Below are 20,509 nucleotides of genomic sequence, written 5' to 3'. Positions count from 1 at the left end.
TTCCCGACATGACCACACTGAACGAGACCAGCGAGGATTTCGCCGGACGCATCGTCGGAGCCATCGACGCCGCCAGCACCGCGATTCTGTTGTCGATCGGTCACCAGACCGCGCTGTTCGACACCATGGTCCAGCTGCCGCCTGCCACCAGCACGCAGATCGCCGACGCGGCCGGGCTCAACGAACGCTACGTCCGGGAGTGGCTCGGCGGGGCGGTGGCCGGCTCGATCGTCGACTACGACGCAGCCGGGCAGACGTACTCGCTTCCGGCGCACCGGGCCGCGTTGCTGACCCGTGCCGCGGGGCCGGACAATCTCGCGCGCGTCGCGCAGTTCATCCCGTTGCTCGCCGAGGTCGAGCAGAAGGTGATCGGCTGCTTCCGCGGCGGGGGCGGCCTGTCCTACGCCGAGTATCCGCGGTTCCACACCCTGATGGCCGAACAGAGCGGGGAGGTCTTCGATGCCGCACTCCTCGACACGATCCTGCCGATGGCCGACGGGCTTCCCGACCGACTGCGTGCCGGTGTCGACGTCGCCGACTTCGGTTGCGGCAGCGGCCACGCCGTCAACGTGATGGCGCAGGCATTCCCGGCCGGCCGGTTCGTCGGCATCGACTTCTCTGACGAAGGGCTTGCCGCCGGTGCCGCGGAGGCGAACAGGCGAGGACTGACCAACGCGACGTTCGTGGCCGCCGACGTCGCCGGATACGACCGGGCCGACTCCTTCGACGTCATCACCGCATTCGACTCGATCCACGACCAGGCCCACCCGGCGCGGGTGCTGGGCAACATCTACCGTGCGCTGCGTCCGGGCGGGACATTCCTAATGGTCGACATCAAGTCGTCGAGTCGGGTCGAGGACAACGTGGGGGTGCCGTTCGCGGCCTACCTGTACACCGTGTCGACGATGCACTGTATGAGTGTGTCGCTCGGGCTCGACGGTGACGGGCTGGGCACCTGCTGGGGCCGCGAGCTCGCGACCGAGATGCTCGCCGACGCCGGGTTCGCCGATGTGCAGGTGCACGAGATCGACTCGGACCCGATCAACTATTACTACGTCGCGACGAAATAGCTCGGTCGGGCCCTGCTGGCTACGCTCGGCACGGTGACCGCACTCGACGTTCTCGACGACTGGCCTGTCCCGACCGCCGCCGCCGCCGTGGTGGGGCGATCCGGCGTGCTGGCCGCGCACGGCGACACCGGGCGCCGGTTCGCGCTCGCTTCGGTGACCAAGCTGCTGGTCGCCCGCGCCGCCCAGGTCGCCGCCGAGGAGGGCGCCGTCGAACTCGACGCGGACGCCGGACCGCCGGGCGCCACGGTGCGTCACCTGCTCGCCCACGCCGCCGGCTACGAGATGACCTCGGCGAAGGTGATCGCACGACCCGGCACCAGACGGGTGTACTCCAACTACGGCTTCACCGTGCTCGGCGAGACCATCGAGGCGCAGTCGTCGATCCCGTTCGGCACCTACCTGACCGAGGCAGTGCTGGAGCCGCTGCGGATGGGTGACACCACGCTGGACGGCGGCACCGAGGCGGCCGGCTACGGCGTGACGTCCACCGTCGACGACCTGGTGTCCTTCGCGGGTGAGCTGCTGGCACCGGCCCTGGTGTCCGAGCAGATGCACCGCGACGCGGCCGACGTTCAGTTCCCGGGCCTGGACGGAGTGCTGCCCGGATTCGGCGTGCAGCGGCCCAACGACTGGGGGCTGGGTTTCGAGATCCGGGGGCAGAAGTCGCCGCACTGGACCGGGACGGCGAACTCCACCCGCACGTTCGGGCATTTCGGCCAGTCCGGAACGTTCCTGTGGGTCGACCCGCGGGCGGACCTCGCGTTGGTCGTGCTGACCGACCGCAAATTCGGCGAATGGGCGCATTCGGTGATGCCCGCCCTGTCTGATGAAGTCCTAAGAGACTTTGGGGGCGACTAGCGCAACACCCGCCTCAGAAGGCACAATAGACACGCAAGCAACAATTTCATTTCGGCATCATCTGTGCTGTTCGGAAACCACCAGGTCGTTGGGGAAGACGTCCCTCGTGGAACCGAAGGAGCAACAGATGCGTGCAGCGAACCAATTCGCCGACGCGACGACGGGCGTGGTGTACATCCACGCGTCGCCCGCGGCGGTGTGCCCGCATGTCGAGTGGGCGTTGTCGTCGACCCTCAATGCGAGGGCGAATCTGAAGTGGACCCCGCAACCGGCCATGCCCGGTCAGCTGCGCGCCGTCACCAACTGGGTCGGACCCGTCGGTACCGGCGCCGCGCTGGCGAACGCGCTGCGCTCCTGGTCGGTGCTGCGCTTCGAGGTGACCGAGGACCCCAGCCACGGGGTCGACGGCCACCGCTGGTGCCACACCCCGCAGCTCGGTCTGTGGAGCGGCCCGATGAGCGCCAACGGCGACGTGATGGTCGGCGAGATGAGATTGCGCGCCCTGATGGCCGCCGGCGCCGACGTGCTGGCCGCCGAACTGGACTCCGTGCTGGGCACGGCATGGGACGACGCGCTGGAGGCCTACCGTGACGGCGGCGAGGGCGCCGAGGTCAGCTGGCTGAGCAGAGGCGTCGGCTAGCAGCGTCAGGCAGGCCGCAGCAACTTCAACGCCGCAGGCACCGTCGTCACCTCGACGGGCAGCGGACACACGTACTCCCCGTCTGCGTAGGCGGTGATCTCCGGATTCACCGGGCAGTCGACCGTGACGGTGCGGGCGCGTTCGGTGCTCACCGCGTCGAGGTTCACGTGCGTGCCCTTGAACACCGTCGGGAACAGCCGGACCAGACGGCTGCGCGATTCCGAGGCCACCATCGTCACGTCGAGCATGCCGTCGCGCGGGTCGGCGTCCGGACAGATCATCATCCCGCCGCCGTAACTGCGGGTGTTGCCGAACGCGGCGAGCGTGAGTTCGGTGTCCAGGCCGCGGCCGTCGAAGGACAGCCGGAACGGCAGCAGTCGCAGCTGGGACAGTTCGGCGAGCATCGCGATGTTGTAGCGCATCCGCCCGTGCGGCCACCGCATGCGGTTGGTGCGGTCGGTGACCAGCGAGTCGAATCCCGCCGCCATCACCGTGCCGAACCAGCGCCGGGTGCCGTCGTCGCCTCGGATCAGACCCAGGTCGACGGTGTCGGTGAGACCGTCGACGATCACGTCCGCCGCAGCCTCGGGATCCCTGGTCGGGATGCCGAACTCGCGGGCATGGTCGTTTCCGGTGCCGGCCGGCACGATGCCCAGCGGGATGTCGGTCTGGGCGAGCACCTGCAGAGCCAGCGAGATGATGCCGTCGCCGCCGACCACCACGAGGGCGTCCATTCCGCGGTCGAGGGCACCTTCAACGAGTTGGCGCGCGTGCACGGCGTCGCGGCCGGCGATCGCGACGACGTCGACCCCGCGGCGGTGCAGTCGGGTGATCGCGCGCTCGGCGGCGTGTGATCCGTTGCCGTGTCCCGACGCCGGATTGGTCAGCACCGTCACGCGCGCAGGCGTGGTCACGGAATCAGCTTGCCGGGATTGAGGATTCCCGCCGGATCGAGCGCGGACTTGACGGCGCGCAGCACCGTGACACCGAGGTCGCCGACCTCGTCGCGCATCCACGGACGGTGGTCGGCGCCCACGGCGTGGTGATGGGTGATGGTCGCGCCCGTGCGGACCATGGCGTCCGATGCCGCGGCTTTGGCCTTGCGCCACTGGTCTATCGGGTTACCGCGCTGGGCAGCCACCACGGTGAAGTACAGCGACGCCCCGGTGGGATACACGTGCGAGATGTGGCACAGCACCAGTGCGGGTGTCCCGGTGTCGGCGAGCGAGGTCGTCAGCGCGTCGGTCACGGCCGCTTTCACCGCCGCCACGTTGGACCACGTGGTCGCGGTCTCCAGCGTCTCGCACAGCGCCCCGGCCGACAGCAGCGCGTCCCGCAGGTAGGGGGCGTTGAACCGGCCGTGCTCCCAGGCCCGCGCCGGGCCGTCGCCCAGCGACGTACCGCCCTTGGCGGCCAGCAACTCCCGGGTCTCGGCGTGCCTGCTCGCGACATGGGCCTCGGTGCCCTCGAACGCGGTGATCGCCAGACAACCGCCGGTGATCTGCTGCTCGCCGATGTTGTCGGCGGTGGCCAGGTTGACCCCCGTCTCGGCCTCGTCCGACAGCCGGATCACGGTGGGTCCGGTGCCCGTCTGCACGACTGCGCGCAACGCGTCGGCGCCGGTGGCGAAGTCGGGGAACGACCACGCCTCGAACCGGGTGGCCTCCGGGACGGGATGGACGCGGACCCGGACGCGGGTGATGATCCCGAAGGCGCCCTCCGAGCCGAGCAGCAGCTGACGCAGGTCCGGGCCGGCCGCCGACGCCGGTGCCCGCCCCAGGTCCAGCACACCGACGGGGGTGACCGCGCGCAGACCACGCACCATGTCGTCGAAACGCCCGTAGCCGGCCGAATTCTGGCCCGACGAACGGGTCGCGGCGAACCCGCCGATGGTCGCGAAGCGGAAGCTCTGCGGGAAGTGGCCCAGCGAGAAACCGCGTTCGCCGAGCAGCCGCTCGGCGTCGGGGCCGCTCAGACCGGCGCCCAGTTCCGCTTCCCAGGACACCTCGTCCAAGTGGTGCAGCGCGTCGAGCCGGCGCAGATCCAACGCCACCACCGCCCGAAGGTCGCCGCGGATCGGGTCGAGGCCGCCGACCACACTCGTCCCGCCGCCGAACGGCACCACCGCGATGCGGTGCTCGACGCAGAACCGCAGCAACTCGGCGATCTCGTCCTCGCTGACGGGCAGCAGCACCGCATCCGGGGCGTCCTGTTCGCCGAAGTCTTTGCGCTGCAACAGGTCCAACGTCGACTTGCCGCCCGCGTGCAGGAGCCGGGACCTGTCGTCGGTGGCGACGTGGTCCGTGCCGACGATCGCGGTCAGCCCGTCGAGGTCTGCCGGGGACAGCGCTGACGGGCGCAGGCGCACCTGGTCGAGGGTGGGTTCCTCGATGGGCTCGCCGTCGATGCCGAGGGCCTGGCGCAGCAGCGACCGGATTCCGGGTGACAGGGGTTTGGCCGCTGCGGGGTCGCCCCACGCATTCCACTGCATCATGCGTTACAGTATTACAGATGATGTCAATCCGTAACCCAGATGCGGGGGTGGAGCGTCGAATCCTCGACGCCGCCGCGGAGTGCATTCTCGCCTACGGCGTGGAGCGGACCACGATGACCGAGATCGCCCGCCGCGCTCGGGTGAGCCGGCCGACGATCTACCGGCGGTGGCCCGACATCCGCTGGGTCATCGCCGAACTGCTCACCGAGCGCATCGCCGGGGTGCTGGAGGACGTACCGGACCGCGGTGTCCCACGCGAGGCCATGGTGGAGCGCGTCGTCGCGGTCGCCGACCATCTGCGCGCCGACGAGATCGTTCAGGCGGTGATCCGCAACGCGCCGGGCCTGGCGATGACCTACATCGCCGACCGGCTGGGCACCAGCCAGCAGATCCTGATCGACGCGCTCGCCGAGGCGATCCGCCGCGGCCAGGAGGAGGGCAGTGTCCGGGCCGGAGACCCGCGGGGGATGGCCGCGATGTGCCTGCTGATCACCCAGTCGACGATCCAGTCCGCCCAGATGGTGGCCGACCTGCTGGACAACGACGCGCTCAACACCGAGCTGGGCATCTCGCTGGACGGATACCTGAAACCATGAGCGGCTCAACGGCGTTGAACGCAGCGCGGCGTGCGGCCGAACTCGCGGAGCTGGGCGACGGCGCGACGGTGGACCTGGTGGTGATCGGCGGCGGTATCACCGGGGCCGGCATCGCGCTCGACGCCGCGGCGCGCGGGCTGTCGGTGGTGCTGGCCGAGAAACACGATCTGGCGTTCGGCACCAGCCGGTGGAGTTCGAAGCTGGTGCACGGCGGTCTGCGGTATCTGGCCACCGGCAACGTCGGCATCGCCAGGCGCAGCGCCGCCGAGCGCGGAATCCTGATGACCCGCAACGCACCCCACCTGGTGCGGGCGATGCCCCAGCTGGTGCCGCTGCTGCCGTCCATGAGCACCGCGTCGCGGTCGCTGGTCCGCGTGGGCTTCGCCGCGGGCGACGGGCTGCGCAGGCTCGCAGGCACTCCGGCGTCCGCGCTGCCCCGGTCGCGGCGCATCGACGCCGGGCGGGCCGCGGCACTGGCGCCGACGGTGCGCCGCGATGGCCTCGCCGGCGCGCTGCTGGCCTACGACGGACAGGTGATCGACGACGCCCGGCTGGTCACCGCCGTCGCGCGGACCGCGGCCCAGCACGGCGCACGGGTGCTGACCCGGGTGGCGGCCTCGGATGCGACTCGGGACGCGGTCACGTTGACCGACGCGATGACAGGGGAGACGCTGCGCGTGTCGGCCCGCGCGGTCGTCAACGCGTCCGGCGTGTGGGCGGGGGAGATCGACGACTCGATCCGGCTGCGGCCCAGCCGCGGCACACATCTGGTGTTCGACGCCGCGACGTTCGGCAATCCGGTTGCGGCGCTGACGGTGCCGATTCCGGGCGAGATCAACAGGTTCGTGTTCGCGATGCCCGAGCAGCTGGGTCGGGTGTACCTGGGGCTGACCGACGAGGACGCGCCCGGCGCGATCCCCGACGTGCCGGAACCGACTCCGGGGGAGGTGCGGTTCCTTCTGGACACGGTCAACACCGCGCTGGAGACGGCGCTGCGCCCCGCGGATGTGCGCGGGTCGTATGCCGGGCTGCGGCCGCTGATCGACAATGGGGCCGCGGACGCGAGGAGCAAGAAGGACCAGAGCCGTACCGCCGACATCTCGCGGGAGCATGCGGTCACCGAGTCGCCGTCGGGTGTTCTCACCGTGATCGGGGGCAAGCTCACCGAATACCGGTACATGGCCGAAGACGTCGTCGACCGAGCTGCGGCGTTGCGCGGGCTGCCGGCGGGCCCGTGCCGGACCCGCAACCTGCCGCTGGTCGGTGCAGCGGCCAATCCCGTTGCGGCACAGCGGTCATCGACCGAACTGCCGGGTTCACTGCTGGCCCGGTACGGCGCCGAGGCGCCGAACGTGATCGCGCGGGCGACCTGTGCGCGGCCCACCGGTCCGGTCGCCGACGGCATCGACGTGCTCAGGGCGGAGTTCGAGTACGCGGTCACCCACGAGGGTGCGCTGACCGTCGACGACATCCTCGACCGTCGCACCAGGATCGGTCTCGTCGCCGCGGACCGCGAGCGCGCGCTGGCCACCGCCACCGAGATCCTGGCGAATTCGGCGCGCTGAAGCACCCCAGGGGTGCTTCAGCGCGCCCGATTCGCGTGGGTTACAGCGGGATGTTCTTGTGGCGGCCGCGGCGCATCGGCGCCTCGGCCAGCGCCTGGGTCACCTTCGAGCGGGTGTGGGCGGGGTCGATCTTCTCGTCGACGACGCCGATCTCGATCGCCGAATCGACACCGCCGGCGATCCTCTCGTGCTCGACGGCCAGCGCCTCGTGCAGCGACTCGCGCTCCTCGGGGGCGGCGGCGGCCAGCTTCTTCTTGTGCAGGATGCCGACCGCTGCCTTGGCGCCCATCACGGCGACCTCGGCCTCGGGCCAGGCGAACACCTTCGTGGCGTTCAGCGACCGCGAGTTCATCGCGATGTAGGCACCGCCGTAGATCTTGCGGGTGACCAGCGTGACGCGCGGGACCGACGACTCGCCGAACGCGTGCAGCAGCTTGGCGCCGCGACGGACCACGCCGCCCCACTCCTGGTCCACACCGGGCAGGTAGCCGGGGACGTCGACGACGACGACCAGCGGGATGCCGAACGCGTCGCACAGCCGCACGAAACGTGCCGACTTCTCGGCGCTCTCGGAGTTCAGGCAGCCGCCGAGGCGCAGCGGGTTGTTGGCGATCACGCCGACGGTGCGACCGGCCAGCCGACCCAGGCCGACCACGATCGACGGGGCCCACCGCGACTGGAACTCCTCGAACGGCACACCCTCGTCGAGCAGCGCCTCGATCAGCGGGTGCACGTCGTAGGCGCGCCGTGCGGACTCGGGGAGCAGCGCCTTGAGGTCGGTGTCGCCGGCCTCGGCCTTGCTGCGGTCGAAGTGGCCCTGCTGGCAGAACAAGCCGACCAGACGACGGCCGCGCTCGTAGGCGTCGAGCTCGTCGTCGGCCACGATGTGGCACACGCCGGACTTCTTGTGGTGGGCCTCGGGACCGCCGAGGGACACCATGTCGACGTCCTCGCCGGTGACGCTGCGCACCACGTCCGGGCCGGTGACGAAGACCTTGCTGTCGGGAGCCATCACGATGACGTCGGTCAGCGCGGGACCGTAGGCGGCGCCGCCGGCGGCGAAGCCGACGACCACCGAGATCTGCGGGATGTAGCCCGACGCGCGGATCATCGCCTCGAAGACCAGGCCGACCGCGTGCAGCGCCTTGACGCCCTCGGCCAGCCGCGCGCCGCCGGAGTGCCAGATGCCGATGATCGGGCTCTGCTCCTCGATCGCGACGTCGTAGGCGTCGACGATGTGCTTGCAGCCGTCCACACCCATGGCGCCGCCCATCACGGTGCCGTCGGTGCAGAACGCGATGGTGCGCACGCCGTTGACGGTGCCCGCCGCGGCCAGCACGCCGGACTTGTCACGCTCGTGCAGCAGCTCGACGCTGCCGTCGTCAAAGAAGGCCGACAGGCGCAACAGGGGGTCGCGTGGATCCAGTGACTCGTTCACAGACTCGGGGGCGGGCGGGTTCTCGATTGTCGTCATGCTGTCTCCTGCGTTCCGTCAGTTCAGTACTTGCCGAAGGCGAGTGCGACATTGTGCCCGCCGAATCCGAACGAATTGTTGATGGCGTACTCGTAGTTTCCAGGTCGGGGTCCACCCGCGACCACGTCGAGATCGATCTCGGGATCGAGGTTCTTCAGGTTCAGCGTCGGCGGGATGATCCCGTCCCGCAACGCCTGCACGGTCAGGATCGACTCGACCGCGCCGACCGCGCCGACCGAGTGGCCCAGCGCGGATTTCGGGGCGTAGACGGCCGGTTGGTGGCCGCCCATCGCGTTGTTGATGGCCTTGCCCTCGGCCACGTCGCCGACGCTGGTGCCCGTGGCGTGCGCGTTGACGTGGTCGATGTCGGTGGGCTGCAGACCGGCCAGCTCGATGGCGCGCGTCATCGCGTACGCGGCTCGTTCGCCGTTCGGGTCGGGCGCCACCATGTGGTAGCCGTCGGAGGTGATGCTCGCGCCCATCAGCCGGGCCAGGATCCGCGCGCCGCGGGCCTTGGCGTGCTCCTCGGTCTCGATCACCATCATCGCGCCGGCCTCGCCGAACACGAACCCGTCGCGGTCCTTGTCGAACGGCCGGCACGCGCCCGCGGGGTCGTCGTTGTTGGTCGACATCACGATGCGCATCTGGGCGAAGCCGGCGATCGGCACCGCCTCGATGCGCTGCTCGACGCCGCCGCAGATCGCGATGTCGGCCTCACCCAGGATGATGTTGCGCCACGCCTGGGCGATACCTTCGGATCCGGACGCACATGCCGAAACCGGTGTCACCACACCGGCTTTGGCGCCGCGATCCAAGCCGACCACGGCCGATGGTCCGTTGGGCATGTACATCTGCACGGCCAGCGGGTTCACCGCGGCCAGGCCCTTCTCCCGCATGCCGTCGTAGGCGAACACCAGTGCCTCGGCGCCGCCGAGCCCGGTGCCGATCGACACCATCAACCGCTCGGTGTCGACCTCGGGACTGCCCGCGTCCTCCCACACCCGCCTGCCGAGCACGGTCGCCATCCGCTGCGGATAGGACATCCGCCGCAGTTCGACCCTGCTCAGGTCGGACTCGAAGTCCTCCAGCAGGTGACCACCGATGCGGACCGGAAGGTTGAACTCCTCGACGAACGGATCCTCGAGCCTGCGGATTCCGCTCTGGCCGTCGAGAAGCGCCTTCCAGGTCCCCTCAGCGTCGGTGGAGACGCTTGTGGACATCGCGATACCGGTGACGACGACGTCGGGCAGCCCGTTACCTGTTGTCGGCGAAACCATGCTGTGCCGCGAGTCCTTTCTGACTATCTAGTACCGGCCGAAGGCCAGAGCCACATTGTGACCGCCGAAACCGAACGAGTTGTTGATGGCGTACTGGTAGTCGCCATATCGAGGCTCGCCCGCGACGACATCGAGATCGATCTCGGGGTCGGGCGTCTCGTAGTTCAGTGTCGGCGGGATGACTCCGTCCCGCAGTGCCAGCACCGTCAGCGCCGACTCGAGAGCGCCCACGGCGCCGATCGAGTGGCCCAGCGCGGACTTCGGCGCGTACACCGCGGCGTGCTCCACACCGGCGACACGGATGGCGTTGGCCTCCGCGGTGTCACCAATCGGGGTGGCAGTGGCGTGTGCGTTGACGTGCGAGATGTCCTTGGGGGACAGCCCGGCGGTCTCCAGCGCCCGCTTCATCGCCTGACCGGCACGCAGGCCGTTCGGGTCGGGCGCCACCATGTGGAACGCGTCCGAGGTGATGCCCGCACCCATGAGCCGGGCCAGCGGCTTGGCGCCACGGGCCTTGGCGTGCTCCTCAGTCTCGATGATCATCAGCACGCCGGCCTCGCCGAACACGAAGCCGTCGCGGTTCTTGTCGAACGGCCGCGACGCCCCGGTGGGGTCGTCGTTGCGCGTCGACATCGCACGCATCATCGAGAACGCCGCGATCGGCAGCGCTTCGATTCCGCCCTCGACGCCACCGCAGACGGCGAAGTCCGCGTCACCCATGACGATCTGCCGCCAGGCGTGGGCGATGGCCTCGGAGCCGGACGAGCACGCCGACACCGGGGTGATGACCCCGGCGCGGGCGCCCAGTTCCAGCCCCGCGACCGCTGCCGCGCCGTTGGGCATGATCATCTGGACCGCGAGCGGGGACACCTTGCGGGGCCCGCCCTCGTTCATCGCGTCGTAGGTCTCGACGATCTTCTCGCCGCCACCGAGACCGGTGCCGACGACGACCGAGAAGCGGTCCGGATCCACCTCGGGGGTGCCCGCGTTGTCCCACAGCCGGCGCGCCAGCAGCTTCGACATCCGCTGCACGTACGACATGCGGCGCATCTCGATACGCGTCATGTGGCTGTCGATGTTGTCGACGAGGTGGCCGCCGATGCGTACCGGCAGATCCCACTTGTCGACGAAATCGTCTTCGAGGATCCGGATACCGCTCTCGCCCGCGAGCAGACCCTTCCACGTGCTTTCGATGTCCGCAGCGAGTGCCGTGGTGGCCTCGATGGCGGTCACCACGACGTTAGGAAAACCGCCGTTAGCAGTGGAAGGACGGGTCACTTGTCACCCGTGATCTGGGCCCGGATGGCAGCAGCGGCCTCGGGGTTCTCTTCCTCGAGCTTCTGGATGTAGGCGACGACGTCGCCGACGGTGCGCAGGCCGGCGAGATCCTCGTCCGGGATCTTCACGCCGTACTTGTCCTCGGTCTGCACGGCGATCTCGACCATCGACAGCGAGTCGATGTCCAGGTCGTCGACGAAGCTCTTCTCGGGGGTCACCTCGGAGGGCTCGATACCGGTGACCTCTTCGATGATCTCTGCGAGACCCGAGATGATTTCTTCCTGGCTGGCGCCCACTGTGGCTCCTTCTATTTATTGGGTGTTACTTGGAACGGATCGAAATGTGTTCTGTATTTCGTACAACTGGTCGGCGACGCGCAGAAGCTAGCGTGCCGCTGCGAGTGCGTCCAGGTCAGCGGGGGATTTGACGGCGTGCGTCGGAACCCCCCGAAGTTCGCGTTTGGCGATTCCGGTCAGGGCTCCCGCAGGCGGGAACTCGACGATCGCGGTGACACCGAGCTCCTTCATGGACGCGGTGCACAGGTCCCAGCGCACGGGCCGGGTCAGTTGGGCCACGATCTTGGCCATCGCGTCGGCGCCCGAGGACACCGGCCGGCCGTCCGCGTTCGACAGCAGCGTGACGCGGGGCTCGGCCGGATCGATCCGGTCGGCGACGACGGTGTACTCGGCGAGCGCGGAACTCATGTAGTGGGTGTGGAACGCACCCGCGGTGGCCAGCGGACGCACCCGGGCACGCGCCGGGGGATCCTCGGCGAGCTTCTCCAGTGCGGCGCGCGCGCCAGCGGCCACGATCTGACCGGCGGCGTTGCGGTTGGCCGGCACCAGGTCCAGCGCCTCCAGCCGGGCCAGCACCTCGTCCTCGTCGCCGCCGAGCAGCGCCGACATCCCGGTGGGCTCCAGTGCGCAGGCCTTGGCCATCTCCTTGCCGCGGGTCGCCGCGAGTGCGACGGCCTCGTCGGAGGTGATGACGCCGGCGATCGCATAGGCGGCGATCTCACCGACCGAGTGGCCGGCGGCGACGACGTCGACGTCGCCGTCCAGGCCGTACGACTCGCCGCGCTTGCTCAGTTCCTCATAGGCCAGCAGGGTGGTGGCGACCACGAGCGGCTGGGTCACCGCGGTGTCGGTGATCTCCTCGGCCGTCGCGGTGGTGCCCAGAGTCGCGAGGTCGAGCCCGCTGATCTCCGACCACGCCTCGATCCGCTCGGCGGCACCGGGCAGCTGCAGCCACTCGGCGAGCATGCCGGGTGTCTGCGAACCCTGTCCGGGCGCGAGGAATGCGAGCACAGTCTTCTGAGGCACGTCTCTAAGAGAACATTGTGAAGTCGGATTTGAACGGTGTAAGAGATTATGAACCTCGTCTTAGGTTTTTGTAGGTTTCCCACAAAACCGCATGTGATGGGACTGCATCGAGATCTGTCCGCAACGTGTGCTCTCTAAGAAACAGGCTTAATTGTGACCGAGCCAACACCGATGACCTGCCCGGATCCTGGCACCGGCCCGGCTGTCATGTGTGCCTGGCGGTTCAGTCGGCCCACCGACGAGGCCACCCGCAGCACATAGGCGTCGCGCGGAACCGTCGGGTCACGCCCGGTGAAGTCGGCGATCCGCTTCAGCCGGTAGCGCACCGTATTTGGATGAACGAACAATTTGCGCGCGCAAGCTTCGATCGCGCCGCCGGAGTCCAGATAGGCGTCGAGGGTCTCCACCAGCGCCGGACCCGCGTCCGACAGCGGCCGCATCACCTCGGCCTCGAGTGCGGCCGCCGCCGTCGTGTCCCCGAGCAGTGCGCGCTCGGGCAGCAGTTCCCGGGCGGCCACCGGGCGCGGCGCGGCGGACCACCCGGCGACGGCGTTCATCCCGGCGATCGCCTCGGTGGCGCTGCGGTGGGCCGCGCCCAGCGTCGGGACGGTCGGGCCGATCACCACGGGGCCGTCGGCGAACACCTTCATCAGCTCGGTCAGGAACCGATCGGTCGGCGTCAGCGGCCCCGAGATCACCGCCACCAGCCAGGTCCCGTGCACATCCGACAGCGCCGCCCGCTCGCCGCGCCGGGCCACCTCGCGGATGTCGTCGCCGGCGAACTCCATCCGGTCCGGGCGCGGCAGGCCCACGATGACCGTCGCGGGCGCGGTCGCGTCCCAGTTCAGCGCCGCGGCCTGGGACTGCAGCGCCGGTCCGGTGCCGCCGCGGACCACCGCGTCGACCAGATTGGCCTCCATCCGGGTGTCCCACGCGCCGCGCGCCTCGGCCTGGTCGGCGTACGCGGTGGCCGCCGCGAACGCCAGATCCCGGCTGTAGCGCAGGATGCCCGCGGTCAGCGCGCTCAGCTGCTCCTCGGAGCGGGCCAGCAGCGGCACCACCTCTTCGAAGAACTCCATGGTCACCCGCACCATCTCCACGGATTGGCGCAGCGCGACCCGCCTGCGCAGGTCCTGCGGCACCACCTCGAAGGCCTGCGCGGTGTAGCTGACGTCGCTGTTCGGATCGCGCATCCACTCCACGAAGTTGACCACCGCGGTCTGCACCACCAGCTGGACGCTGGCGCGCTGCGACGCCTCCAGCGCGGCGAAGAACGGCAGCCGTTCCTCCATCACGTGCACGGCCTCGGTGGCCAGCCGGCCCGAGTACTGCTTGAGCCGGCGCAGCGCCGACTCCGGGACGTTCTCCAGCACTTCGACCGTCGAGCGCGGCGGCACGAACCGGTTGTTGTCAACCATTCCTAAAATCTACGCCCAGTTTTAGGAAGAACCTCCAACGCTTACGCGACTCCGGGGTCCGAGGTCTGCTCCGGTGCGGCCATCACGTCGTCGATCTCGTACCGTTCGGCCGCCTCCACGGCCACCGAGATGTCGAGGTTGCCGTCCCGTGCCAGCCCTTCGAGCACACCGACCACGATCGACTCGGCGTCGGTGTTGTAGAAGCGCCGCGCCGCCGGGCGGGTGTCGGAGAAGCCGAACCCGTCCGTGCCGAGCGTGAGGTAGGTGCCCGGCACCCACGGCCGGATCTGCTCGGGCACCGCCCGCATCCAGTCCGACACCGCGACCACCGGTCCGGTGGCCTCGGCCAGCGCCTGGGTGACGTACGGCGTGGCGGCCGGCCGGCCCGGATGGCGCAGCTTCTCCTTCTCGATGGCCAGCCCGTCGCGGTTGAGTTCGCCCCAGCTGGTCACCGACCAGACGTCGGCGGCGACGTCCCAGTCCTTGGCCAGCAGTTCGGCGGCCTTGAGCGCCGACGGCATCGCCACACCGGAGACCAGGATCTGGGCGGTGTTGCTGCGCTTCTCCGGCGCGGCCTGGTAGCGGTACATGCCGCGCAACAGGCCCTCGACGTCGACGCCCTCCGGCTCGGCGGGCTGCACGTAGGGCTCGTTGTAGATCGTCATATAGAAGTAGACGTTCTCCGGGTTCTCGCCGTACATGCGGCTCAGGCCGCTCTCGATGATGTAGGCGATCTCGTAGGCGAACGCCGGGTCGTAGGCCACCACCGCGGGATTGGTGGAGGCCAGCAGCAGCGAGTGGCCGTCGGCGTGCTGCAGACCCTCACCGACGAGCGTGGTGCGCCCGGCGGTGGCGCCGAGCAGGAAGCCCCGCGCCATCTGGTCGGCAGCGGCCCACAGGCCGTCGCCGGTGCGCTGGAACCCGAACATCGAATAGAAGATGTAGATCGGGATCATCGGCTCGTTGTGGGTCGCATACGAGGTGCCCACCGCGGTGAACGACGCCGTCGACCCCGCCTCGTTGATGCCCTCGTGCAGGATCTGGCCGACTTCGCTCTCCTTGTAGGCCAGCATCAGCTCCGCGTCGACGGCCGTGTACAGCTGGCCGTTGCGGTTGTAGATCTTCAGGCTCGGGAACCACGAGTCCATCCCGAACGTGCGCGCCTCGTCCGGGATGATCGGGACGAACCGCCATCCGATGTTCTTGTCGCGCAGCAGTTCCTTGAACGTGCGCACGGTCGCCATGGTGGTGGCGACCTCCTGCTTGCCCGAGCCCTTCTTCAGCGCCTTGTAGGCGTCGCGGCCCGGCAGCGTGAGGGCCTTGCTCTTGGTGCGCCGCTCGGGCAGGAACCCACCCAGGGCGCGGCGCCGGTCGAGCATGTAGCGGATCTCGGGAGCCTCCGGACCGGGGTGGTAGTACGGCGGCAGGTACGGGTCCTCTTCGAGCTGGGCGTCCGACACCGGGATGCGCTGGACGTCGCGGAAATCCTTGAGGTCCTGCAGGGCAAGCTTTTTCATCTGGTGCGTGGCGTTGCGGCCTTCGAAGTGCTTGCCCAGTGTGTAGCCCTTGATGGTCTTGGCCAGGATGACCGTCGGCTGCCCCTTGTGCTCCATCGCGGCGTGGTAGGCCGCGTAGACCTTGCGGTAGTCGTGGCCGCCGCGCTTGAGATTCCAGATCTCGGCGTCGGTCATCGGGTCCACCAGCGCCTTGGTGCGGGGGTCGCGGCCGAAGAAGTGGTCGCGCACGTAGCCGCCGTCGTTGGCCTTGTAGGTCTGGTAGTCCCCGTCCGGGGTGGTGTTCATCAGGTTCACCAGCGCGCCGTCGCGGTCGGCGTGCAGCAGCGCGTCCCACTCGCGACCCCACACCACCTTGATGACGTTCCAGCCGGCGCCGCGGAAGAACGACTCCAGCTCCTGGATGATCTTGCCGTTGCCACGGACCGGGCCGTCGAGGCGCTGCAGGTTGCAGTTCACCACGAAGGTCAGGTTGTCCAGTCCTTCGAGCGCGGCGACATGTGCCAGGCCGCGGCTCTCCGGCTCGTCCATCTCGCCGTCGCCGAGGAACGCCCACACGTGCTGCTTGGACGTGTCCTTGATGCCCCGGTCCTGCAGGTAGTGGTTGAACCGCGCCTGGTAGATGGCGTTCATCGGGCCCAGGCCCATCGACACCGTCGGGAACTCCCAGAAATCGGGCATCAGCCGGGGGTGCGGATAGGACGGGATGCCGCCGCCGGGATGGCTGTGCTCCTGGCGGAACCCGTCGAGCTGGTCGGCGGTCAGCCGGCCCTCGAGGTAGGCGCGGGCGTAGATGCCGGGGGAGGCGTGGCCCTGGATGAAGATCTGGTCGCCGCCGCCGGGATGGCTCTTACCGCGGAAGAAGTGGTTGAAGCCGACCTCGTAGAGCGCCGCCGACGACGCGTAGGTCGAAATATGGCCACCCACACCGACTCCGGGCCGCTGCGCGCGGTGCACCATGATCGCGGCGTTCCACCGGATCCAGGCCCGGTAGCGGCGCTCGACGTCCTCGTCGCCGGGGAACCACGGTTCCAGCTCGGTCGGGATCGTGTTGACGTAGTCGGTGGACGTCAGCGCCGGGAGCGCGACGCGCTGCTCGCCGGCGCGTTCCAGCATCCGCAGCAGCAGGTAGCGGGCCCGGGCGGGTCCGGAGCGGTCGAGCAGGTCGTCGAACGACTCCAGCCACTCGCCGGTCTCTTCAGGGTCGATGTCCGGCAGGTACGAGGCGACGCCTTCTCTGATCACGCGAACCCGGTCGGGTTCTGCTGTGCTGCCGGAGTTTTGGGCCAGGTCCTGGCGCACGAACTCGGTGGTCAACTTCCGCTCCTTGTTAGGCGGTCAAACACGCCCGCTTCGGCTCGGTGGGTTACCTTGCGTCCCGCGCGCGCGTCTCGTCCATCCTTGTCTAATCCTGCCCGATACGCACTAGCGGGTGGGCAGGCGTCACCAACCGGGGAAAGTGCCGGGTGGACCGGCAACCGACCCGGTAACGTCTGCAGACCGTGCTGATCGGTCGGTGGGGCGTCCGCAGCGTGCGGCTCGCCGCGTCGGTGACCGGCGCGTTCGCCGTGCTGGCGATGATCGCGGTCGGGTGCACCAGCGTCACCGACGGCGACGCCTCGGTGGCCGACGGGGAGGCGCCGCTGTACCGGGCGTCGGTGTCGGCGTCCCGGGAGGAGGCCGCGGCCAGCTCCAGCGCCCGCGAATCCGAACGACAGGCCTCGATGACCGTCGAGGCCGTCCGCACCTCGTGCGAGGCGATGAGTTCCAGCAGCGCCGAGGCGATCGGCGCGGTCAACACCTACGTCGAGGCCTTCAACAACGCCGCCGACATCGGACGCACCGCCGCACCTGCCGTCGATGCCCTCAATCACAGCGCCGACCTGGTGGCGGGCAGCATCTCTGACCCGCTCACGGCGGAACTGCGCGACGCTCTCACCAGCTGGGTCGATGCATCGCGGGGGGTGGCCACGGCGATCGCGGGGAACTACTCGACCGACGAATTCAACACCGCGATCGAGCGGTTGAACGACGCCAAGACCACCGCCCTGGACCGCTGTGACGCGGCCTATCGGTGAAACCTGCCGCTAGATGGCTTGCTGTCTGCGCTGGGCATGCGACGATAGGACTCCGAAGTGATCGAGCGCACGTGCGCAAATACGGCTGAAGGAGGACCGACCGTGGTGTCGGCGGGTGACCCCCCGAACTACGCCCGAAAGCTGGGCATCCAAAAAGACCAGGTTGTGCAGGAGTTGGGCTGGGACGAAGACGCCGACGACGACATCCGAGCCGACATCGAGGACGAGAGCGGCGGTGACCTTCTCGACGAGGACGCCGACGAAGTCGTCGACGTGGTGCTGCTGTGGTGGCGCGACGGCGACGGTGACCTCGTCGACACGTTGATGGACGCCATCACCCCGCTCGCCGAGGACGGCGTCATCTGGGTCGTCACCCCGAAGACGGGGAAGCCGGGACATGTGCAGCCCGCGGAGATCGCCGAGTCGGCGCCCACCGCGGGGCTGATGCAGACGTCGTCGGCGAATCTGGGCGACTGGATCGCCAGTCGTCTGGTCCAGCCGAAGGCCAAGGCCATCACCAAGCAGCGATAGGCGCAGGAAAGTGCTGTCCGTCGGCGAGCCCGCGCCGGATTTCACGCTCAAGGACCAGAACAATCAGCCGGTGACGCTGAGGGGGTTCCGCGGCGCCAAGAACGTGGTGCTGGTGTTCTTCCCGCTGGCGTTCACCGGTGTCTGTCAGCGTGAGCTCGACGAGATCCGGGACAACATCGGCGATTTCGTCAACGACGAGACCGCGACGCTGACCGTGTCGGTGGGGCCGTCGCCGACGCACAAGGTGTGGGCGAAAGACCGCGGTTACCCGTTCCCGGTGCTGTCGGACTTCTGGCCGCACGGCGCGGTCAGCCAGGCCTACGGGGTCTTCAACGACGTGTCCGGGTTTCCCAACCGGGGCACGTTCGTCATCGACCGCGACGGCATCATCCGGTTCGCCGAATGCAAGGAGCCCGGCGAGGCCAGGGATCAGGCGGTGTGGACGCAGGCGCTCGGCGCGCTGAACACCGATTAGACGAATTTCCGGTCGGGCCGCACTGCCGTGTAGCCTGCCCGGGATCGGGCGCGTAGCTCAGTGGTAGAGCTCTGGTTTTACACACCAGCGGTCGGCGGTTCGATACCGTCCGCGCCCACCACACGTTTGGTTTGTCGGAGACCCGCTCGGGTAGCCGCGAACCATGACACTCAGTAGCGAGATTCTGGCCGGCATCGGCGCGGGCGTCCTCGTCTGCACCCTTGCCGGATGCGGGCAGAACGGGAACGCGCCGGCCGAGTCGACGGTCACCGAGACGACAGTGACCGAGACGACGGTGACGGGCACGACCTCCGCGCCGACCACGACCCCTGCGAGCCCGGCACCTACCGGGGCCTCAGGACTGCCGCCGGCCCCGCCGGCCCCGGGCTTCCGGTGCCGGCCGCACAAGAGGCGCTGCGGGCGTCCGCTGCCGCCGTGCCGAACGGACGCCCCTACGACGTGCAGGTCGAGACACGCGACGGTCAGCGCGTGTTCGAGGTGACGGTGGCGTCCAACGGGCAATCCGTCGATGTCGTCGTCGACGCGGCCGGAACGCGGGTGATCTCGTCGGCTCCGGACGACGGTGCCGACGACGACGCGCGGCGGGCAGAGGCGGCAGCCGTGGACGCGGCGCGCGCGTTGCAGACCGCGGCCGAGCGGGAGCCCGACACGTTGCTCGACGAGCTCGAGATCGACAGCGACGGCGCCCAGGTGGTGTGGAAGATCGATCTGGTGCATGCCGACGGTTCGACCATCGAGGTCAGGGTCGACGCGCAGGACGGCAGTATTCGCTGACCTCAGTCGAGGTCGGCCAGAGCCCTGCGCGCGGCTTCCAGTTCGGCTTCGAGGGCGAGCACCCGGGCGGCCTGCTGCGAGCGGGCCTCTTCGATGATTGCGTCGATCGGGGTGGACAGATCCTCGTGCAGTTCCCTGGCTGCGCGGGACACGGCGGCAGCGGCTACGGCGACGTCGCGGACCAGGAAGGTGCTGCCCTGCTTGAGTTCCGCGCGCCAATCGCCGTCCGCGGACCCGGTGACCGTGATGGTCAGTTCCAGGGACTTGGTCTTCCTGCCCGGCCCCCGCTTGGCGGGGGTCTTGCGGGGCTTCTCCTCGACAGTGGCGTCTACGGTCTCGACAGTGGCGTCTACGGTCTCGACAGCGGCGTCGATCGGGGCTTCGGTCGGCAGGGTGTCTACGCTCATCGGTGCATTAGAACACACGTTCGACGCGCGGCCAACTCGCCGCGCGCACAAGGTTATCCGGGTCAGCCTGGCCGCTTCGGACGTGCTCACCTCGACCGCCACCTCATTGCGGCGGCGGAACGGCAGCGTCCACGGCGGGTCGTAGAACCACGCCACCGGCCCCTGCGGGGTGTACCCGCTTCCGCGGAGACCGTCGAGCAGTTCGTCGCTCCTGGCCCCTACAGCCTGCGGGCTGCGGTCGCCGGTGAAGCGCAGCACCGCATACGTCTCGCTCGGTACCTCGACCAGTTCGACGCGTTCGTCGTCGGGCTGCGGCAGCAGTTCCATCGACCACTTCGACGGCATGAAGAACCGGATCACCGACTGGCCGTCGGCGTCGCGGGTCTGCGCGACCGGGGCCGTCATCGCGATCTTGTCGTTCTGCTGGGCCACCGGCGCAGTCATCGCGATCTCGGTCTTGCGGTGGTTGCCGCCGAAGATGTACCCGGCGAGCCTGCGGAATCCGGCGCTGCGGGCCATCTCCTCGTCGCCGACGACGGTGGTCTGCGCCGCGATACGCGGCCCGTAGCGCCTGATCTCGATGGCGCCGAGGGTCGCTTCCTGCACGTACATCGGCTCTTCGGTGCCGGCGCGGACGCCGACGAGACCGCCGAGCCCCTCGACGACCTGGGTTGCGGTGGAGGTGATCTTGGCCAACATGACCGCAGAAGTACCCGG

Annotated in this window: 19 protein-coding genes, 1 tRNA gene and 1 pseudogene; 10 read left to right on the top strand and 11 right to left on the bottom strand. The window is 69.1% G+C overall.

The window, feature by feature from the left end; translation table 11 throughout:
- The first annotated feature begins 8 nt into the window (after positions 1-8).
- From C6A87_RS17400 to C6A87_RS17390, 3 genes are all read left to right on the top strand, one after another.
- Complete coding sequence (locus C6A87_RS17400) at positions 9-1,070, top strand: class I SAM-dependent methyltransferase (protein WP_311113431.1); 1,062 nt, start codon at positions 9-11, stop codon at positions 1,068-1,070.
- Between the two features lie 33 nt (positions 1,071-1,103).
- The gene (locus C6A87_RS17395; protein WP_311113430.1) at positions 1,104-1,928 is read left to right on the top strand and encodes a serine hydrolase domain-containing protein; all 825 of its coding nucleotides are present in this window, start codon (positions 1,104-1,106) and stop codon (positions 1,926-1,928) included.
- Between the two features lie 127 nt (positions 1,929-2,055).
- Complete coding sequence (locus tag C6A87_RS17390) at positions 2,056-2,568, top strand: DUF3145 domain-containing protein (protein WP_311113429.1); 513 nt, start codon at positions 2,056-2,058, stop codon at positions 2,566-2,568.
- Between the two features lie 5 nt (positions 2,569-2,573).
- Here C6A87_RS17390 and C6A87_RS17385 read toward each other — a convergent pair whose 3' ends face one another.
- Positions 2,574-3,482 carry a diacylglycerol kinase gene (locus C6A87_RS17385; protein WP_311113428.1) on the bottom strand — a complete coding sequence of 303 codons (909 nt, stop codon included), beginning with the start codon at positions 3,480-3,482 and terminating at the stop codon, positions 2,574-2,576.
- Entirely contained in the window at positions 3,479-5,059 is a 1,581-nt protein-coding gene (locus C6A87_RS17380; RefSeq protein ID WP_311117971.1) for an FAD-binding oxidoreductase, read from the bottom strand. Before C6A87_RS17380 ends, C6A87_RS17385 begins: the two co-directional genes overlap by 4 nt.
- 20 nt (positions 5,060-5,079) lie before the next feature.
- Between C6A87_RS17380 and C6A87_RS17375 the strand changes: the two genes are divergently transcribed.
- Positions 5,080-5,658 carry a TetR/AcrR family transcriptional regulator gene (locus C6A87_RS17375; RefSeq protein WP_311113427.1) on the top strand — a complete coding sequence of 193 codons (579 nt, stop codon included), beginning with the start codon at positions 5,080-5,082 and terminating at the stop codon, positions 5,656-5,658.
- Positions 5,655-7,223 (top strand): glycerol-3-phosphate dehydrogenase/oxidase, encoded by a 1,569-nt coding sequence (locus tag C6A87_RS17370; RefSeq protein WP_311113426.1) that lies wholly within the window; start codon positions 5,655-5,657, stop codon positions 7,221-7,223. Before C6A87_RS17375 ends, C6A87_RS17370 begins: the two co-directional genes overlap by 4 nt.
- Positions 7,224-7,263: 40 nt before the next feature.
- On the opposite strand, the gene C6A87_RS17365 is transcribed toward C6A87_RS17370, so the two are convergent.
- The 7 genes from C6A87_RS17365 to aceE form a co-directional block, all read right to left on the bottom strand.
- Complete coding sequence (locus C6A87_RS17365) at positions 7,264-8,697, bottom strand: acyl-CoA carboxylase subunit beta (protein WP_311113425.1); 1,434 nt, start codon at positions 8,695-8,697, stop codon at positions 7,264-7,266.
- Between the two features lie 23 nt (positions 8,698-8,720).
- The gene (gene kasB, locus C6A87_RS17360) at positions 8,721-9,974 is read right to left on the bottom strand and encodes a 3-oxoacyl-ACP synthase KasB (protein WP_311113424.1); all 1,254 of its coding nucleotides are present in this window, start codon (positions 9,972-9,974) and stop codon (positions 8,721-8,723) included.
- A 27-nt stretch (positions 9,975-10,001) separates the two neighbouring features.
- Positions 10,002-11,252, bottom strand: coding sequence for a 3-oxoacyl-ACP synthase KasA (gene kasA, locus C6A87_RS17355; protein WP_311113423.1), 1,251 nt, complete (start codon positions 11,250-11,252; stop codon positions 10,002-10,004).
- Positions 11,249-11,548 carry a meromycolate extension acyl carrier protein AcpM gene (gene acpM / locus C6A87_RS17350; RefSeq protein ID WP_003933335.1) on the bottom strand — a complete coding sequence of 100 codons (300 nt, stop codon included), beginning with the start codon at positions 11,546-11,548 and terminating at the stop codon, positions 11,249-11,251. Before acpM ends, kasA begins: the two co-directional genes overlap by 4 nt.
- Before the next feature lie 87 nt (positions 11,549-11,635).
- On the bottom strand, positions 11,636-12,559 hold the full coding sequence (locus C6A87_RS17345) for an ACP S-malonyltransferase (protein WP_311117970.1): 924 nt from the start codon (positions 12,557-12,559) through the stop codon (positions 11,636-11,638).
- A gap of 149 nt (positions 12,560-12,708) precedes the next feature.
- Complete coding sequence (locus C6A87_RS17340) at positions 12,709-13,992, bottom strand: PucR family transcriptional regulator (protein ID WP_311113422.1); 1,284 nt, start codon at positions 13,990-13,992, stop codon at positions 12,709-12,711.
- Between the two features lie 41 nt (positions 13,993-14,033).
- Positions 14,034-16,823: a pyruvate dehydrogenase (acetyl-transferring), homodimeric type gene (gene aceE, locus C6A87_RS17335; protein WP_311113421.1), complete on the bottom strand. Its 2,790-nt coding sequence runs from the start codon at positions 16,821-16,823 to the stop codon at positions 14,034-14,036.
- A gap of 185 nt (positions 16,824-17,008) precedes the next feature.
- Between aceE and C6A87_RS17330 the strand changes: the two genes are divergently transcribed.
- The 5 genes from C6A87_RS17330 (at position 17,009) to C6A87_RS17310 (ending at position 19,385) form a co-directional block, all read left to right on the top strand.
- Positions 17,009-17,584, top strand: coding sequence for a hypothetical protein (locus tag C6A87_RS17330; RefSeq protein WP_396836887.1), 576 nt, complete (start codon positions 17,009-17,011; stop codon positions 17,582-17,584).
- A 102-nt stretch (positions 17,585-17,686) separates the two neighbouring features.
- Positions 17,687-18,115 (top strand): DUF3052 domain-containing protein, encoded by a 429-nt coding sequence (locus tag C6A87_RS17325; RefSeq protein ID WP_311113420.1) that lies wholly within the window; start codon positions 17,687-17,689, stop codon positions 18,113-18,115.
- Between the two features lie 10 nt (positions 18,116-18,125).
- Positions 18,126-18,590, top strand: a complete 465-nt coding sequence (locus C6A87_RS17320; protein WP_311113419.1) for a peroxiredoxin — start codon at positions 18,126-18,128, stop codon at positions 18,588-18,590.
- Between the two features lie 46 nt (positions 18,591-18,636).
- Positions 18,637-18,711, top strand: a tRNA-Val gene (locus C6A87_RS17315).
- A gap of 107 nt (positions 18,712-18,818) precedes the next feature.
- Positions 18,819-19,385, top strand: coding sequence for a PepSY domain-containing protein (locus tag C6A87_RS17310; protein ID WP_311113418.1), 567 nt, complete (start codon positions 18,819-18,821; stop codon positions 19,383-19,385).
- A gap of 2 nt (positions 19,386-19,387) precedes the next feature.
- Here C6A87_RS17310 and C6A87_RS17305 read toward each other — a convergent pair whose 3' ends face one another.
- On the bottom strand, positions 19,388-19,792 hold the full coding sequence (locus C6A87_RS17305) for a DUF6319 family protein (RefSeq protein ID WP_311117968.1): 405 nt from the start codon (positions 19,790-19,792) through the stop codon (positions 19,388-19,390).
- An 81-nt stretch (positions 19,793-19,873) separates the two neighbouring features.
- Positions 19,874-20,491: pseudogene (locus C6A87_RS17300) on the bottom strand (SOUL family heme-binding protein); the annotation flags it as partial.
- Between the last annotated feature and the right edge of the window lie 18 nt (positions 20,492-20,509).

This window comes from Mycobacterium sp. ITM-2016-00317, from assembly GCF_002968295.1.
Classification (GTDB): Bacteria; Actinomycetota; Actinomycetes; order Mycobacteriales; family Mycobacteriaceae; genus Mycobacterium.
The sequence above is the reverse complement of the archived record's forward strand: the minus strand, read 5'-3'. Positions and strand labels throughout refer to the sequence as shown.